Source organism: Halorarius halobius, assembly GCF_024298865.1.
Taxonomy (GTDB): domain Archaea; phylum Halobacteriota; class Halobacteria; order Halobacteriales; family Haloarculaceae; genus Halorarius; species Halorarius halobius.
This window is the reverse complement of the sequence record NZ_CP101161.1, coordinates 2,631,076-2,644,203: the sequence shown is the minus strand read 5'-3', so window position 1 is coordinate 2,644,203 and position 13,128 is coordinate 2,631,076. Positions and strand designations below refer to the sequence as shown.

Sequence of the window (13,128 nt, the reverse complement as noted above, 5' to 3'; positions counted from 1 at the left end):
GCCGCCGCCAGCCGTCCCATGCACGTAGCCGTACTCGGTGCGGGGACGATGGGTCGCGACATCGCACACGTCTGTGCCGTCGCCGGCCACGAGGTGACCCTGCGGGACGTCGACTCGGATGCGCTCGATGCGGCGCGCGACCACGTCGAGTCGAACCTCGCGGGCGGCGTCGAGCGCGGAAAGCTCACCGACGACGAGCGCGACGCGGCGCTCGACCGCCTGACGTTCACCGACAGCGTCGACGCGCTCTCGGGCGCGGGCGTCGCCATCGAGGCAGTTCCCGAGGACGTCGACCTCAAGCACGCCGTCCTCTCCGAAATCGAGGGGGTCCTCGCCGAGGACGCGTTGGTGGCGACGAACACCTCGTCGCTGTCCGTGACGACGGTGATGGACGCGCTCGACGAGCCCTCGCGGGGCGTCGGCCTCCACTTCTTCAACCCGGCGTACGTGATGGGGCTGGTGGAAGTCGTCCTCGGCGAGCGAACCGCCGTCGAGGACCGCGCCGTCGGGTTCGTCGAGGGGCTCGACAAGGAGGCGGTCGTCGTCCGCGACACGCCCGGGTTCGCCTCCTCCCGGCTCGGTGTCGCGCTCGGCTGTGAGGCGATGCGGATGGTCGAGAGCGGCGTCGCCGCGCCCGACGACATCGACGCCGCGATGGAACTCGGCTACCGGCACCCGATGGGGCCGCTGAAGCTAACCGACGTGGTCGGGCTGGACGTACGTCTCGACATCCTCGAGTACCTCCGCGAGGAGTTGGGCGAGCGGTTCCGCCCGCCGCAGGTGCTCAAACGAAAGGTCCGGGCCGGCAAACTCGGCAAGAAGACGGGCGAGGGGTTCTACGTCTGGGCGAACGGGGAGGCCGTCCGGCCCGCGGAGTGATGTCGGCCGACGACCCCGCCGACGAGCCCACCCCCGAGGAGGTGGTCGACGGGTTAGCCGAGCTCAAACGGGAAGTCGACGACCCGGAGGCGCGCGAGCAGGTGGACGACCTGATGGCACAGGTGGCGGAGCTACAGCCGCGGGGGCTCGGTAACGTCATCGTCGGCTTCGACCGGACGGACCTCGCGGAGGCGACGCTCGGCGCGTTGCTGTTCGGCATCCCGATGTTCGTCGAGGGGGGAACGAGCGAGGTGGGCGCGGTGCTCGCGGCACGACCGCTCGCGCTCGCCGGGACGCTCGCGGCCGCCGTGGCGCTCGTGTACGGCATCGTCTACGTCGCTGACTACCAGGACGTCCGGGTCAGGGACCCGATTTTCGGCGTCGTCCCCCGGCGACTGGCGGGCGTCGTCGCCGCGTCGTTCGCCACCGCCCTCGTGGCGATGACCGCGTGGGGCCGGGTCGACTGGGCGGAGCCGTGGCTCGCCGTCTCGACGGTGGCGGTGGCGTTCGTCCCGATGGCCATCGGCGCGGCGCTGGGCGACATCCTCCCCGGAAGCTAGGCGGAGAGCGCCGCCAGCGCGACGACGCCCCACGCGGCCAGTCCGAGCATGAACAGCCCCACCTCGGCCTTGCCGGGGAACGACAGCGACTCCGGTTGCATCGCGCTCGGGTCGGTGATGCCCCGGAAGCCGACTTCGCCGCCCGCGGCCGCCGCGTCCAGCCCCTCGTCGGAGACGGCGAACAGGACCGGGCCGACGACGAACCCGACCAGCGCGAGCAGTAGCGCCGCGTTGCCGAACGAGTAGCCGACGGCGACGCTCCCGGCGTACGCCGCGGCGACGACGAGACCCGCGTACAGACCGGTGTAGCGGAGCAGATGCGGTGCGAGCGCGCGGAGGCTGTCCATATCAGTCCGTTCACACCACCGTGCAAGAAAGTTGGGCCGCGCGCCTTTGAAAAGGGTTAAACCTCGCGACCACGCACCTGCGCGTATGAGCGAGAGCGAGCAGAAGCGTGCACGCAAGTGCATCTCCTGCGGAATCAACATCTCCGGGACGAGCGCCGCCCGGTTCAAGTGTCCCGACTGCGGGCACGAGATCTACCGGTGTTCGAAGTGCCGCAAACAGAGCAACCTCTACGAGTGCCCGGACTGCGGGTTCACGGGGCCGTAACCATGGGGAAGGTCGCCGTCAAACTCAAGGTCATGCCGGAGAGCCCCGAGGTCGACCTGGACGAACTCCAGGACCGCCTCGAGAAGTCCCTGCCGGAGGGCGCGAAAATCAAGGGGTTCGAGCGTGACGACGTCGCGTTCGGGCTGACCGCCCTGCTTCCGACCGTCATCGTTCCCGACGATTCGGGCGGGAGCGAGGCCGTCGAGGAGGCGTTCTCGGGCGTCGAGGACGTCGAGTCTGTCGCCGTCGAGTCGCAGGGTCGGCTGTAGCTCGGTTTTCACCTCCCGAGCGGTCGCTGGTCGCCAGCGACCGCCCGGGGCTCCGCCGGCGCCGATGTGGTTCACACCAGCGGACGTAGTGGCCGGCGGCGCCACCACATGCGTATCGGAAGCGATTTGACCGTCGGAGGAATATCCTGCGGCTACTATGCCCTCCGAAGACACGACCGACGCGGCCGCTCTGGGTCTCACAGTCGTGTTCGTCGTCGGTGTCCTCCTCTACGGGTTCTTCGTCCTCCAACAGCTGTTGCTCTCCGGCATGATAGCTGTTCTCGGGGTGGTCGCGTATCTCGCGTGGCGGCTCCTCCGATAAGCTCCTTATCGCGGGACGGCGGGGGATGCGATGCCGTCGGAACCGCTCGCGGACCGCCGGAGTCGCCGGCTGTCGGGGGCACGGACTCGCGTCCGCTACACCAGCCCCGCCGCCGCGAACGCCTGCCGGAGGTCGTTCTCCAGGTCGTCGGCGTGCTCGATGCCGACGCTGATCCGGATGAGCCCGTCCGAGAGGCCGATTTCCTCCCGCTCTTCGGGCGGGATGGCGGCGTGGGTCATCGCGGCCGGCTGTTCGATGAGGCTCTCGACGCCGCCCAGCGACTCCGCGAGCGTGAACACCTCGGTCTCCGAGACGACGGTGCTGGCTTCCTCCAGCGTCGCGTCGAGTTCGACCGACAGCATGCCGCCGAAGTCGTCCATCTGTCGCGCCGCGAGGTCGTGGGAAGGGTGCGACTCCAGGCCGGGGTAGTAGACGCGGTCGACGCAGGGCTGGCCCTGGAGCCACGCGGCGAGATGCCGGGCGTTCTCGCAGTGGCGGTCCATCCGCACCGGGAGGGTCTTCGTCCCCCGGAGTACGAGAAAGCAGTCGAACGGGCTCGGGGTCGCGCCGACGCTGTTCTGGTAGAAGCCGATGCGCTCGTCCAACTCGGCGTCGTCCGTTATCAGGGCGCCGCCGACCACGTCGGAGTGGCCCCCGAGGTACTTCGTCAGCGAGTGGGAGACGACGTCCGCGCCGTGCTCCAGCGGGCGCTGGAGATACGGGGTCGCGAACGTGTTGTCGACCGCACACAGCGCGTCGTTCTCGTGTGCGATGTCGGCCATCGCCGCGACGTCGACGACGCGCATCAGGGGGTTGGTCGGGGTCTCGACCCACAGCAGTTCCGTCTCCGGGCGCATCGCCTCGCGGACGGCCGCGGGGTCGGTCGTATCGACGAACGAAAACTCGAGGTCGTACTCCTCGTACACCTGCGTGAAGATGCGGTGGGTGCCGCCGTACACGTCGTCGCCGGTGACGACGTGGTCGCCGGCCGACAGCAGGTTCAGGACGGTGTTGATGCTTCCCATCCCCGAGGAGAACGCGCGACCGAACTCGCCGCCCTCCAGCGCCGCCAGGTTCGCCTCGAGGTCCGACCGCGTGGGGTTGCCGGTGCGGGAGTACTCGTAGCCGCGGTCCCGTCCGGGCGCGTCCTGTTCGTACGTGGAGTTCGCGTAGATGGGCGTCATGAGCGCACCCGTCTCCTCGTCGGGGTCCTGTCCGGCGTGGATGGCACGCGTCTCGAAGCGCCCGTCGTCGGCGTTGTCCATACGCCCGGGTCGGCGCCCGCGGCGTAAATCCCTGTCCGTCCGTGTTTCGAGCGTCGAAACGGGTTTGTAGTTTAACCCCCTCCGCCCGCTACTGGGGGTATGCGACGCCGCCGCGTGTCGAGCGTTCGGGTGGGATGCCTATGAGCGGGACCGAGCCGATGGCTCCGTGGGCCTTCAGGGCGGCGCTGTCCGGCCTCCCGGAGGACGAGGTGCGCGACATCCTGGAGAGCGACCGCTGTCCAGCGCCCGAACGGACGCAGGACCACACGGTCTGTGAGCAGGACGGGCCAGGGCTGGTCGTCCGGGACGCCGAACGCGAGGGCGCGTGGCTCCGGAGCGACGAGTTCTTCGCGCTGACGTCGATGCGCTGAGCGGCGGGGAACGCACGATTTATAACGCCGTCGTTACTACGCGCAGGCACGACTATGCCGAACTCCAACGGTCCACTCGAGGGCACCCGAAACAAGCTCAGGAACAAACCCCGAGAGCGAGGTACCTCGCCGCCACAACAGCAGGTCGAGACGTACGAGGCGGGCGAGAAGGTCCATCTCAACATCGACCCCTCGATTCCCGACGGCCGGTTCGACCCCCGGTTCAACGGCCACACCGGCACGGTGCTGGCCGAGCAGGGCACCGCCTACAAGGTCGAAATCAACGACGGCGGGAAGTCGAAGACGGTCATCACGAAGCCCGCTCACCTCCGTCGCCAATCGAACGAATGACGATATTCAAGGAGGTACTGGACGAGGAGTATCTCACCGTCAGCGAGGTGAAAGACGACCTCGCCGACATCGAGGAGGAGCGGGCTCTCGACGAGGAACGCGAGATGCCGTACGAGCTCGCGCGAGCCATCGAGCACGTCAACCGCTTCTCCATCATGTCGACGGAGGACGCCGAGCAGTTCGTCGACGAACTCCAGGAGCTAGAGAAGGTCGACGAGGCGACCGCCTACAAGATAGTGAACCTCCTGCCGCAGGACCGCGACGAACTGCGCGCGCTGTACGCCCAGGAGCGGTACACGCTGTCGGGCGACGAGCTGGACGACATCCTGAACGTCGTCGCCAAGTACGCCTGATTTTTTATACGCCCTCGTCCTAGTCGCAGGCATGAGCGACGCCGGGAGCGACGAGACGGTCGAAGCGGTGGTGCTCGACTACCTGCCCAACGGCAGGCCCGACGACGACCGTCCGCAGTACCAGAAGGACCCCCTCGCGTACGCGCTCGGCGTCGACGACTTCCGGCTGTTCGAACTCGTCGTCGACGAGGACGCCCACGTCCTCGTGGGCGACCGCCTCGTCGTCGAGCCGGCGTCGGCCCGCGAGGACGTCCAGCAGGTGCGAAACGTCGGCATCGACGACCTGTCGAGCACGGCACAGTCGGAACTCGAGTACGCCGTCGAGGACCTCGTCGACGCCGACGAGCGGCGGTTCGTCGATTTCTACAACGACGCCCAGCCCATCACCCTGCGGCTCCACCAGTTGAACCTCCTGCCGGGCATCGGGAAGAAACTCCGCAACGCCATCCTCGACGAGCGGAAGCGCCAGCCGTTCGAGTCGTTCGAGGACCTCGAGGAGCGGGTGTCGGGACTCCACAAGCCCCGGGAGGTACTCGTCGAGCGCATCATCGAGGAACTCCAGGAGGACGACCTGAAATACCGCATCTTCGCGCGCCGCGACGGGGAGTGACAGTCCTGAACGCTTTTATTTGCGAGCGGCCAACGCCCCGCCAGTGACCGAACGCCAGCGACGAGACCCGGACGCACTCATCAGACGTGCCGGGGGCCGTGGCGACCCCGAGTTCGACCAGCATTTCCTGGTCGACGACCGGGTGCTCGACCGGATTCCGACGTATCTGCCGGCCGACGCCGACCGGTCTCATCTCCTCGAAATCGGAGGCGGTACCGGCGCGCTCACCGACCGACTGCTCGCGGAGGCCGACCGCGTCACCGTCGTGGAGCGTGACCCCGACCTCGCGGCCTTCCTCCGCGAGGAGTTCGCCGACGACGTGGAGGCGGGGCGGCTGACCGTCGTCGAGGGCGACGCCGTAGACGTCGACCTCCCCGAGTTCTCCGCGTGCGTCTCGAACCTCCCGTACGGAGTCTCCTCGGAGGTGGCCTTCCGCCTCCTACCGACCGAGCGGCCGCTCGTGTTGATGTTCCAGAAGGAGTTCGCCGAGCGGATGGCCGCCGACAGCGGCACCGACGAGTACGGCCGCCTGTCGGTGACGGCCGGCCACTACGCCGACGTCGAGGTGGTCGAGACCGTCCCCCGTGAAGCGTTCGACCCCCAGCCGCGCGTCGAGAGCGCGGTCGTCCGGTGTACGCCGCGCGCGCCGGACTACGAGGTGCCCGACGACGAGTTCTTCCTGAAGTTCGTCACCGCCTGTTTCACCCAGCGGCGCAAGACGATGCGCAACGCGGTGCGGAACACGGCGCACATCTCCGGGCTCTCGGACCCCGATGCCGTGGTCGAGGCCGCCGCCGAGGAACTGATGAGCAAGCGTGCTGGTCGCGTCTCGCCGGCCGAGTTCGCCGAACTCGCCGCGCTGGCGTGGGAGGTCGGACGGTGAACCCACAGCAGGCGGGGACGACGACTCCCACGCCGGGAACGCCGACGCCGACCCCGCTTCCGCCGAGCGACGGGTTCCTCGGGCCGCTCGTCTCCTCGCGGGCCGAGCAGTTCGTCGCGACGGCGCTGATACTCGGTGCCGTGGTCGCCGTCTCGCTGGTGGCGTACAGGCTCGGCCCTACACTTGACGAGCGGCTGAGCGACGACGGCGTGGAGGCCGTACAGGCGATGCTGGTCACGACGACCGGCATCGTCGCCGGGGTGGCGCTGGTCGCCGTCTGGCGGCTGACCGGCGAGGTCGACGAGGCGCTCCAGGTGATAGACCCCTCCGCACAGGGGAGCGTGAAAGTGCTCATCACCTTGCTGGCGTTCGGGCTGGCGTACACGGCGACGCGCATCACCAAGCGGTTCGTCCGGTTCGGCGAGGGCCGGGACGCCATCACCAACCACCAGCGGGAGATACTCCACCACATCACACAGATAGTCGTGTTCCTGCCGGCGTTGCTGTTCGCCGTCGCGCTGTGGGAGGTGCCCGCCCAGGACCTGTTGCTGTCCGCGAGCGTCCTCGGTGTCGTGCTCGGTCTGGCGGCTCGCCAGACGCTCGGGGCGGTGCTCGCGGGGTTCGTCCTCCTGTTCTCCCGGCCGTTCGAGGTCGGCGACTGGGTCGAAATCGACGAGAACGAGGGCGTCGTCACCGACATCTCCATCGTCAACACCCAGTTGCAGACGTTCGACGACGAGATGGTGATGCTCCCGAACGACCAGATTACGAACGAGGCGGTCGTCAACAAATCCCGGAACAACAGGCTTCGCGTGCAGGTCGACGTGGGCGTCGACTACGAGACCGACGTGGCCCACGCGATGGAGACGGCCGCGAGCGCGATGGAGGGCCACTCGGAGCTGATGGACGCGCCCGAGCCCGACGTGGTCGTCGACTCGTTCGGCGACAGCGCGGTCGTGCTCAACCTCCGGTTCTGGATAGCCAACCCCACTATCCAGAAGAAGTGGGCCGCACAGAACGCGGTGATGGGGGCCGTCAAGGAGGCGTTCGAAGCCGAGGACATCGCCATCCCGTTCCCCCAGCGCGTCCTCGCCGGCCGCGAACAGGCTGACGGACTCCGAATCACGGGCGAACCGGTCGAGACGGGCGACCGGGAGGAGACAGGCGACGGCGACCGCGAGCGACCCTCTCCGGAACCCCCCGACGGCGCGGACGACGACGGCCAGGTCGAGCAGGCCGTCGAGCCCGCCTTCGAGAGCGACCAGGACGTCACGCCGAGCGGGGGGGCCCAGCCCGACCCCGCGACCAACGGCGACGACGAGGACGGGGACGGATGACGGACCTCGCCGACCGCCGGGGAATGGAGACGGAGGTGTACCAGCCGGCGGAGGACTCCGGTCTGCTGGCGACGGCCGCCTGCGAACTCGTGACCGGCGACGAGCGCGTCCTCGAAGTCGGGACGGGGTCGGGCTACGTCGGGGCTCGCGTCGCCGAGGAGACGGGCGCGACCGTCTACGCCAGCGACGTGAACCCCCACGCCTGCCGGCAGGCACGCGACCGGGGGCTTCCGGTCGTCAGGGCGGACCTGACAGCCCCGTTCCGGGCGGGCGCGTTCGACCGTGTGCTGTTCAACCCCCCGTATCTCCCCCGCGACGAGGCCGCCGAGCGCGACGACTGGATGGAGCGGGCGCTGTCGGGCGGGGAGACGGGCCGCGAAGTGGTCGAGGCGTTCCTCGACGATGTCGAGCGCGTGCTTGCGCCCGGCGGGAGCGTCCTGATGCTCGTCTCGACGCTGACCGACATCGAGGCCGTGGCCGCCTACGCCGCCGACTGCGGCCTCGCGGCCCGGACGGTCCGCGAGGAGTCGTACCCGTTCGAGCGGCTGGCGATACTCGAAATTACTCCAGAACATTAGCCGACTTCGCAAATATTAAAGAGCGTCATGACCGAATGCCGGTAATGACCGAACTGGTTTCGACGACGGCGGGACTGTTCCCGCTACCGGACCCCGCGAAAGAGGAGCTGTCGGACCTGAAGGGCCACCAGAAGTCCGACCTCGTCGACGGCACGGAGAGCGAAGCCGTGGAGACGACCTACGACCGTGTTCGCGAGGAACTGGTCGCGGCCCAGACCGACGCCGGCCTCGACCGCGTGGTCGAGGGACAGGGCCGGTGGGACGACATGCTCGCGCACCCGCTCGCCGTCCACGAGAACGTCGACACTGGGGGTATCGTCCGCTACTACGACAACAACAACTTCTACCGCGACCCGGTCGTCACGGGCGAGTTGACGTTCGACGGCGACGTGGCCGCGGAACTGGAAGCGGTCGACGCCGACGGCCTGCAGGCCGTGTTGCCGGGCCCCTACTCGCTCGCGCAACTCGCCACCGACGAACACTACGGCGACGAGGGGACGTTCCTCGCCGGGGTCGCGGAGTTCCTCGCCGGCGAGGCCGAGGCGTTCCCCGACCACGAGACGCTGTTCCTGCTTGAACCGTCGCTCGTCGAAGACGCGCCCGGTGACGGCCTCGACGAGGCGGCAAGTGAGGCCATCGACACCGTCGCCTCGGCGGTCGACAGCGAGGTCGTCGCCCACCCCTACTGGGGGGCACTCGACGAGAAGGTGTACGCGCATCTGATGGACGCCGACGTCGACGCCATCGGGTTCGACCTCGTGAGCGACCACGAGGCGAACCTGTACAACGTCCAGGAGTACGGCACGAAGGAGTCGGTCGCACTGGGCGTCGTCGACGGGCAGAACACGCTCGTCGAGGAGCCCGAGACGGTCCGCGAGCGGTTCGACTGGTTCGCCGACAACGTCCCGGCCCAGTCGTTCGAGCGGGCGTACCTCACCGCGAACACCGAACTGTTCTATCTGCCGGTGAACAAGGCGGAGGCGAAACTGGAGACGCTTTCGACCGCCGCGGACCTCGAGGAGGTGGAAGCATGACGGAGAACCGCGAGCAGTTCCGGCCGCCCGAACACCCGACCGACCACTTCCTGCTGACGACCGTCGTCGGCTCCTACCCGAAGCCGAAGTGGCTCAACCGCGCGGACGACCTGCACGAGGACGACGAATCGGGGTTCACCGACGGCCACCTCCACGAGGCGGAGGACGACGCCTGCCGCGTCATCACCAACGAACACGAGCGCGCGGGGCTGGACGTGGTGGTCGACGGCGAGATGCGCCGCAACGAGATGGTCGAGTTCTTCGCCCACCGCATCGACGGCTACGAGTTCAACGGGCCCGTCAAGGTGTGGGGTCACAACTACTTCGACAAGCCCTCCGTCACCGAGGAAGTCGCGTACGACGAGCCGTGGCTCGTCGACGAGTTCGAGTTCACCACCGGCGTCGCCGACCGCCCGGTGAAGGTGCCTATCACGGGCCCGTACACGCTCGCCAACTGGTCGTTCAACGAGGCGTACGACGACGAGGAGGCGCTGGCGTACGACCTCGCCGACCTCGTCAACGAGGAGATAGAGAAGCTCGTCGAAGCGGGCGCCCGCTACATCCAGATCGACGAGCCGGCGCTGGCGACGACGCCCGACGACCACGCCATCGTCGGCGAGTGTCTCGAACGCATCGCCGCCGACGTCCCCGACGACGTGCGCATCGGCCTCCACGTCTGCTACGGCGACTACTCGCGCATCTACCCGGAGATAAACGAGTTCCCCATCGACGAGTTCGACGTGGAACTCTGTAACGGCGACTACGAGCAGATAGAGACGTTCGCGGACGGCGAGTTCGAACCGGACCTCGCGCTCGGCGTCGTCGACGCCCACGTCGCCGAAGTCGAACCCGTCGAGGATATCAAGGAGAACATCAAGGAGGGGCTGAAGGTCGTCCCGCCCGAGCGGCTCACCGTCTCCCCCGACTGCGGCCTGAAGCTCCTGCCCCGCGAGGTGGCGTACGGCAAGATGGAGAACATGGTGCAGGCCGCCCGCGAACTGGAGTCGGAACTCGACGCCGGCGAGGTCGACGTCGGCTACGCGGGGGCACAGGCACCGGCCGACGACTAGCGAACCCGCCTACGTCTCTATCATCACGTCGCTGGCCTTCACGACGGCCCGCACCTCGTCGCCGACCTCGATGCCCAGCCGCTCGACCGAGCCGCTGGTGATGGTCGCCGTCACGTCGGTGCCGTCGACGTCGACGACGACTTCGGCGACGGGGCCGTCGCTGTCGACTGCCGTCACGGTCCCTTCGAGTCGGTTGCGGGCACTGAGTGCCATACGCCCCCGCACAACGAACTGACTCAAAAGCGTGCCGCCGGGGACAAACCACTTCTCTCGGCGGGACCGAGAGGCGACCATGCCCGCGGGAGCCATCCTCGCCGGCGGCCGCTCGACGCGGTTCGGCGACGCCGACAAGGCCGTCGCCGAACTGGCCGGGACACCGATGATTCGTCGGGTCGCGGACCGCCTCTCGGGCGTGGTCGACGCGCTCGTCGTCAACTGTCGACGCGACCAGCGGGCGGCTATCGAGACGGCGCTGGCCGACTACCCGCACCCGGTCACCTACGCCGTCGACCCCGACCCCGACGAGGGACCAATGGCCGGCATCGGGACCGCGATGCGTGGCGTCGCGCGCGACACGTCGGCCGACTACGCGTTCGTCGCGGCCTGCGACATGCCGTTTCTCGACCCCGGTATCGTCGACCTGCTGGTCGAGCGCGCGGCGGGCCACGACGCCGCCGTCCCCCGTCCCGGGGAGTGGTACGAGACGACCCACGCCGTCTACCGGGCGGACGCGATGGCCGACGCCTGCGACGCGGCGCTCGACAGGGGTGACTCGAAGATACTCGCGCCGCTGGAGGCGCTCGACTGGGTCGTCGTGGACGAGGCCGCGTTGCGTGACGCCGGCTCGCTGGAGACGTTCCGGAACGTCAACACCCGCGAGGAGTTCGAGCGGGCGGCCGCCGACCTCGGGTAGACGGCACGGCCGCTCGCGGCGGAAAAGACGGACGAATCGCGCGGATGGAACCGCGCTCAGTGACTTTCGTCCTCGTACACCCAGTCGGCGGTGTCCATCTCCCAGTCGACGAGTTCCGCGTCGTCGAAGAACAGGTCGATTTCGCGCTCGTTGGCGCCCTCGTCCTCGTGGTCGGAGCCGTGGATGACGTTGTGGCCCAGGTCGAGCCCGTAGTCGCCGCGGATGGTGCCCGGCGCCGAGTCGGCGGGGTCGGTCTCGCCCATCATCTTGCGGACCTGCCGCGTGGCGTCCGCGCCCTCCCAGACCATCGCGAAGACGGGCCCGGAGGTGATGAACTCGACGAGCCCCTCGAAGAAGGGCTTGCCCTCGTGCTCGCCGTAGTGTTCGTGGGCGAGTTCCTCGTCTATCTGCATGAACTTCGCGCCGACGAGCTTCAGACCGCGGTCCTCGAACCGGGAGACGATGTCCCCGATGAGGCCGCGCTGGACGCCGTCGGGCTTCACCATCACGAAGGTGCGTTCGTCGTGGTGGCTCATTCCTCGTCGTCCTCCTCGTCGGCGTCCTCGACGCCGTCGGCCTCCGCACCGCCACCGACGTCCTCGACGGGCTCCTCGTCCTCGTCGCCCTGGTCGGGCTCGGCTTCCGCGTCGTCCTCGTCGACGTCCGCGTCGTCCTCGTCGACGTCCGCGTCGTCCTCGTCGACGTCCGCGTCGTCCTCGTCGACGTCCGCGGCGTCCTCGTCGACGTCCGTGTCCGCGTCGGGCTCGTCGGCCTCGGTCTCACCCTCGGCGGCCTCGAGGTCCGGGGCGTCGGCCTCCGGCTCGCCGGCCGTCGCGGATTCGGGACCGTCGGTGTCGGCTTCCTCGGTGTCGGCCTCCTCGGCGGCCGCACCCTGGGCCCGGCCCGAGTCGGTCCACTCGAGGTCGCGGGCCTCGCGGTCGAGTTCGGTGTTCTTCTCGCACTTCGCGGAACAGAAGTGGTGCGTGGTGCCGTCGTTCAGCACGAGCATCGTGCCCGTCCCGGGCTCGATGTCCGCGCCACAGAAGTCACATTCTCGCGTTCGGGGCATTACTGACCACCGATGGAGTCGGCTTCGCGTGCGGTCTCACGGAGCTGGATGACGTCGCCGACGCGCACGGGGCCGAGGCAGTTCCGCGTGATGATGCGGCCCTGGTTTTCACCCTCCTGGATGCGGCATTTGACCTGCATGGCTTCGCCGTGCATGCCGGTCTTGCCGACGACCTCGATGACCTCGGCGGGTGTGGCGTCGTTGCCCTCTTCCTCGGCGGACATGGGTTATCGCAGCTCCTCGACCTTCTCGGCGATGTCCTCGACGTCGGTGACGGCCTCGCCGGCGTCCGTGATGGCCGCCGCCGCGGAGCCGACCGACAGGCCGGCCGCGTGGCCGACGTCGTCCTGGCTCTCGACGAAGACGTACGCTATCTCCTTCTCGTCACAGAGTTCGGGGAGATGCATGACGACCTCCTCCGGGGAGACGTCCTCCGCGATGTAGACGAGTTCGGCGTTGCCGCGCTCGATGGCCTTCGTCGTCTCGTTCGTTCCTTTCTTCACCGTGCCTGTGTCCCGGGCGACCTCCAGCGCCTCGAGGGCGTCGTCCTGAAGGTCCGCGGGTACGTCGTAGTCTACGTACACACTCATTGGTACTCACCTCCGACACGGTGGCTCGCGCCCCCCCGCCTCCGAACCGCAGTGCGGTTCTC

22 protein-coding genes are annotated in these 13,128 nt (G+C 68.5%); 15 read left to right on the top strand and 7 right to left on the bottom strand.

Annotation, left to right across the window (positions count from 1 at the left end; genetic code table 11):
* Nucleotides 1-18 precede the first annotated feature (18 nt).
* Complete coding sequence (locus tag NL112_RS14155) at nucleotides 19-879, top strand: 3-hydroxyacyl-CoA dehydrogenase family protein (protein WP_255149494.1); 861 nt, start codon at nucleotides 19-21, stop codon at nucleotides 877-879.
* Nucleotides 879-1,439, top strand: a complete 561-nt coding sequence (locus NL112_RS14150) for a DUF2391 family protein (RefSeq protein WP_255149493.1) — start codon at nucleotides 879-881, stop codon at nucleotides 1,437-1,439. Before NL112_RS14155 ends, NL112_RS14150 begins: the two co-directional genes overlap by 1 nt.
* On the opposite strand, the gene NL112_RS14145 is transcribed toward NL112_RS14150, so the two are convergent.
* Nucleotides 1,436-1,786 carry a DUF8070 family membrane protein gene (locus NL112_RS14145; protein WP_255149492.1) on the bottom strand — a complete coding sequence of 117 codons (351 nt, stop codon included), beginning with the start codon at nucleotides 1,784-1,786 and terminating at the stop codon, nucleotides 1,436-1,438. The two genes, NL112_RS14150 and NL112_RS14145, sit on opposite strands and share 4 nt — an antisense overlap.
* A gap of 85 nt (nucleotides 1,787-1,871) precedes the next feature.
* On the opposite strand from NL112_RS14145, the gene NL112_RS14140 reads away from it, so the two are divergent.
* From NL112_RS14140 to NL112_RS14130, 3 genes are all read left to right on the top strand, one after another.
* Nucleotides 1,872-2,051, top strand: coding sequence for an HVO_2753 family zinc finger protein (locus NL112_RS14140; protein WP_255149491.1), 180 nt, complete (start codon nucleotides 1,872-1,874; stop codon nucleotides 2,049-2,051).
* Between the two features lie 2 nt (nucleotides 2,052-2,053).
* Nucleotides 2,054-2,320, top strand: a complete 267-nt coding sequence (locus NL112_RS14135; RefSeq protein WP_255149490.1) for an elongation factor 1-beta — start codon at nucleotides 2,054-2,056, stop codon at nucleotides 2,318-2,320.
* A gap of 157 nt (nucleotides 2,321-2,477) precedes the next feature.
* Nucleotides 2,478-2,642 (top strand): DUF8066 domain-containing protein, encoded by a 165-nt coding sequence (locus NL112_RS14130; RefSeq protein ID WP_255149489.1) that lies wholly within the window; start codon nucleotides 2,478-2,480, stop codon nucleotides 2,640-2,642.
* A 95-nt stretch (nucleotides 2,643-2,737) separates the two neighbouring features.
* Here NL112_RS14130 and NL112_RS14125 read toward each other — a convergent pair whose 3' ends face one another.
* Entirely contained in the window at nucleotides 2,738-3,907 is a 1,170-nt protein-coding gene (locus tag NL112_RS14125) for a cystathionine gamma-synthase (protein ID WP_255149488.1), read from the bottom strand.
* A gap of 140 nt (nucleotides 3,908-4,047) precedes the next feature.
* Here NL112_RS14125 and NL112_RS14120 point away from each other — a divergent pair, with 140 nt between their 5' ends.
* The 9 genes from NL112_RS14120 to NL112_RS14080 are packed head-to-tail and all read left to right on the top strand — an operon-like array spanning nucleotide 4,048 to nucleotide 10,494.
* Nucleotides 4,048-4,278 carry a hypothetical protein gene (locus NL112_RS14120; RefSeq protein ID WP_255149487.1) on the top strand — a complete coding sequence of 77 codons (231 nt, stop codon included), beginning with the start codon at nucleotides 4,048-4,050 and terminating at the stop codon, nucleotides 4,276-4,278.
* 54 nt (nucleotides 4,279-4,332) lie between these two features.
* Nucleotides 4,333-4,629 (top strand): 50S ribosomal protein L21e, encoded by a 297-nt coding sequence (locus NL112_RS14115; protein WP_255149486.1) that lies wholly within the window; start codon nucleotides 4,333-4,335, stop codon nucleotides 4,627-4,629.
* Complete coding sequence (locus tag NL112_RS14110; protein WP_255149485.1) at nucleotides 4,626-4,982, top strand: RNA polymerase Rpb4 family protein; 357 nt, start codon at nucleotides 4,626-4,628, stop codon at nucleotides 4,980-4,982. Before NL112_RS14115 ends, NL112_RS14110 begins: the two co-directional genes overlap by 4 nt.
* Before the next feature lie 31 nt (nucleotides 4,983-5,013).
* Nucleotides 5,014-5,592 carry a DUF655 domain-containing protein gene (locus tag NL112_RS14105; RefSeq protein ID WP_255149484.1) on the top strand — a complete coding sequence of 193 codons (579 nt, stop codon included), beginning with the start codon at nucleotides 5,014-5,016 and terminating at the stop codon, nucleotides 5,590-5,592.
* Nucleotides 5,593-5,635: 43 nt separating this feature from the next.
* Entirely contained in the window at nucleotides 5,636-6,475 is an 840-nt protein-coding gene (locus tag NL112_RS14100; protein WP_255149483.1) for a 16S ribosomal RNA methyltransferase A, read from the top strand.
* Nucleotides 6,472-7,812 (top strand): mechanosensitive ion channel family protein, encoded by a 1,341-nt coding sequence (locus NL112_RS14095; protein ID WP_255149482.1) that lies wholly within the window; start codon nucleotides 6,472-6,474, stop codon nucleotides 7,810-7,812. The genes NL112_RS14100 and NL112_RS14095 overlap by 4 nt, the downstream gene beginning before the upstream one ends.
* Nucleotides 7,809-8,390: a HemK2/MTQ2 family protein methyltransferase gene (locus tag NL112_RS14090; protein WP_255149481.1), complete on the top strand. Its 582-nt coding sequence runs from the start codon at nucleotides 7,809-7,811 to the stop codon at nucleotides 8,388-8,390. The genes NL112_RS14095 and NL112_RS14090 overlap by 4 nt, the downstream gene beginning before the upstream one ends.
* A 44-nt stretch (nucleotides 8,391-8,434) precedes the next feature.
* The gene (locus tag NL112_RS14085) at nucleotides 8,435-9,424 is read left to right on the top strand and encodes a 5-methyltetrahydropteroyltriglutamate--homocysteine methyltransferase (protein ID WP_255149480.1); all 990 of its coding nucleotides are present in this window, start codon (nucleotides 8,435-8,437) and stop codon (nucleotides 9,422-9,424) included.
* Entirely contained in the window at nucleotides 9,421-10,494 is a 1,074-nt protein-coding gene (locus tag NL112_RS14080; protein ID WP_255149479.1) for a methionine synthase, read from the top strand. Before NL112_RS14085 ends, NL112_RS14080 begins: the two co-directional genes overlap by 4 nt.
* A 9-nt stretch (nucleotides 10,495-10,503) precedes the next feature.
* On the opposite strand, the gene NL112_RS14075 is transcribed toward NL112_RS14080, so the two are convergent.
* Nucleotides 10,504-10,707 (bottom strand): TOBE domain-containing protein, encoded by a 204-nt coding sequence (locus NL112_RS14075; RefSeq protein WP_255149478.1) that lies wholly within the window; start codon nucleotides 10,705-10,707, stop codon nucleotides 10,504-10,506.
* Nucleotides 10,708-10,786: 79 nt separating this feature from the next.
* Here NL112_RS14075 and mobA point away from each other — a divergent pair, with 79 nt between their 5' ends.
* Entirely contained in the window at nucleotides 10,787-11,407 is a 621-nt protein-coding gene (gene mobA, locus NL112_RS14070; protein WP_255149477.1) for a molybdenum cofactor guanylyltransferase, read from the top strand.
* Nucleotides 11,408-11,463: 56 nt separating this feature from the next.
* On the opposite strand, the gene ndk is transcribed toward mobA, so the two are convergent.
* Genes ndk through rpl7ae form a run of 4 tightly spaced genes read right to left on the bottom strand, consistent with a single transcriptional unit; the run spans nucleotide 11,464 to nucleotide 13,066 of the window.
* On the bottom strand, nucleotides 11,464-11,943 hold the full coding sequence (gene ndk / locus NL112_RS14065) for a nucleoside-diphosphate kinase (RefSeq protein WP_255149476.1): 480 nt from the start codon (nucleotides 11,941-11,943) through the stop codon (nucleotides 11,464-11,466).
* On the bottom strand, nucleotides 11,940-12,476 hold the full coding sequence (locus NL112_RS14060) for a 50S ribosomal protein L24e (protein WP_255149475.1): 537 nt from the start codon (nucleotides 12,474-12,476) through the stop codon (nucleotides 11,940-11,942). Before NL112_RS14060 ends, ndk begins: the two co-directional genes overlap by 4 nt.
* Nucleotides 12,476-12,700, bottom strand: a complete 225-nt coding sequence (locus NL112_RS14055; RefSeq protein ID WP_255149474.1) for a 30S ribosomal protein S28e — start codon at nucleotides 12,698-12,700, stop codon at nucleotides 12,476-12,478. The genes NL112_RS14060 and NL112_RS14055 overlap by 1 nt, the downstream gene beginning before the upstream one ends.
* A 3-nt stretch (nucleotides 12,701-12,703) precedes the next feature.
* Nucleotides 12,704-13,066 carry a 50S ribosomal protein L7Ae gene (gene rpl7ae, locus NL112_RS14050; protein WP_255149473.1) on the bottom strand — a complete coding sequence of 121 codons (363 nt, stop codon included), beginning with the start codon at nucleotides 13,064-13,066 and terminating at the stop codon, nucleotides 12,704-12,706.
* Nucleotides 13,067-13,128 lie beyond the last annotated feature (62 nt).

What these genes read in the sequence shown, in the direction of transcription:
- NL112_RS14110 (WP_255149485.1), top strand. Translation starts at nt 4,626, where the DNA reads ATGACGATATTCAAGGAGGTACTGGACGAGGAGTATCTCACCGTCAGC.
- NL112_RS14120 (WP_255149487.1), top strand. Translation starts at nt 4,048, where the DNA reads ATGAGCGGGACCGAGCCGATGGCTCCGTGGGCCTTCAGGGCGGCGCTG.
- NL112_RS14055 (WP_255149474.1), bottom strand. Translation starts at nt 12,700, where the DNA reads ATGTCCGCCGAGGAAGAGGGCAACGACGCCACACCCGCCGAGGTCATC.
- NL112_RS14105 (WP_255149484.1), top strand. Translation starts at nt 5,014, where the DNA reads ATGAGCGACGCCGGGAGCGACGAGACGGTCGAAGCGGTGGTGCTCGAC.
- ndk (WP_255149476.1), bottom strand. Translation starts at nt 11,943, where the DNA reads ATGAGCCACCACGACGAACGCACCTTCGTGATGGTGAAGCCCGACGGC.
- mobA (WP_255149477.1), top strand. Translation starts at nt 10,787, where the DNA reads ATGCCCGCGGGAGCCATCCTCGCCGGCGGCCGCTCGACGCGGTTCGGC.
- NL112_RS14085 (WP_255149480.1), top strand. Translation starts at nt 8,435, where the DNA reads ATGACCGAACTGGTTTCGACGACGGCGGGACTGTTCCCGCTACCGGAC.
- NL112_RS14115 (WP_255149486.1), top strand. Translation starts at nt 4,333, where the DNA reads ATGCCGAACTCCAACGGTCCACTCGAGGGCACCCGAAACAAGCTCAGG.
- rpl7ae (WP_255149473.1), bottom strand. Translation starts at nt 13,066, where the DNA reads ATGAGTGTGTACGTAGACTACGACGTACCCGCGGACCTTCAGGACGAC.
- NL112_RS14140 (WP_255149491.1), top strand. Translation starts at nt 1,872, where the DNA reads ATGAGCGAGAGCGAGCAGAAGCGTGCACGCAAGTGCATCTCCTGCGGA.
- NL112_RS14060 (WP_255149475.1), bottom strand. Translation starts at nt 12,476, where the DNA reads ATGCCCCGAACGCGAGAATGTGACTTCTGTGGCGCGGACATCGAGCCC.
- NL112_RS14075 (WP_255149478.1), bottom strand. Translation starts at nt 10,707, where the DNA reads ATGGCACTCAGTGCCCGCAACCGACTCGAAGGGACCGTGACGGCAGTC.
- NL112_RS14090 (WP_255149481.1), top strand. Translation starts at nt 7,809, where the DNA reads ATGACGGACCTCGCCGACCGCCGGGGAATGGAGACGGAGGTGTACCAG.
- NL112_RS14150 (WP_255149493.1), top strand. Translation starts at nt 879, where the DNA reads ATGTCGGCCGACGACCCCGCCGACGAGCCCACCCCCGAGGAGGTGGTC.
- NL112_RS14125 (WP_255149488.1), bottom strand. Translation starts at nt 3,907, where the DNA reads ATGGACAACGCCGACGACGGGCGCTTCGAGACGCGTGCCATCCACGCC.
- NL112_RS14135 (WP_255149490.1), top strand. Translation starts at nt 2,054, where the DNA reads ATGGGGAAGGTCGCCGTCAAACTCAAGGTCATGCCGGAGAGCCCCGAG.
- NL112_RS14155 (WP_255149494.1), top strand. Translation starts at nt 19, where the DNA reads ATGCACGTAGCCGTACTCGGTGCGGGGACGATGGGTCGCGACATCGCA.
- NL112_RS14080 (WP_255149479.1), top strand. Translation starts at nt 9,421, where the DNA reads ATGACGGAGAACCGCGAGCAGTTCCGGCCGCCCGAACACCCGACCGAC.
- NL112_RS14145 (WP_255149492.1), bottom strand. Translation starts at nt 1,786, where the DNA reads ATGGACAGCCTCCGCGCGCTCGCACCGCATCTGCTCCGCTACACCGGT.
- NL112_RS14130 (WP_255149489.1), top strand. Translation starts at nt 2,478, where the DNA reads ATGCCCTCCGAAGACACGACCGACGCGGCCGCTCTGGGTCTCACAGTC.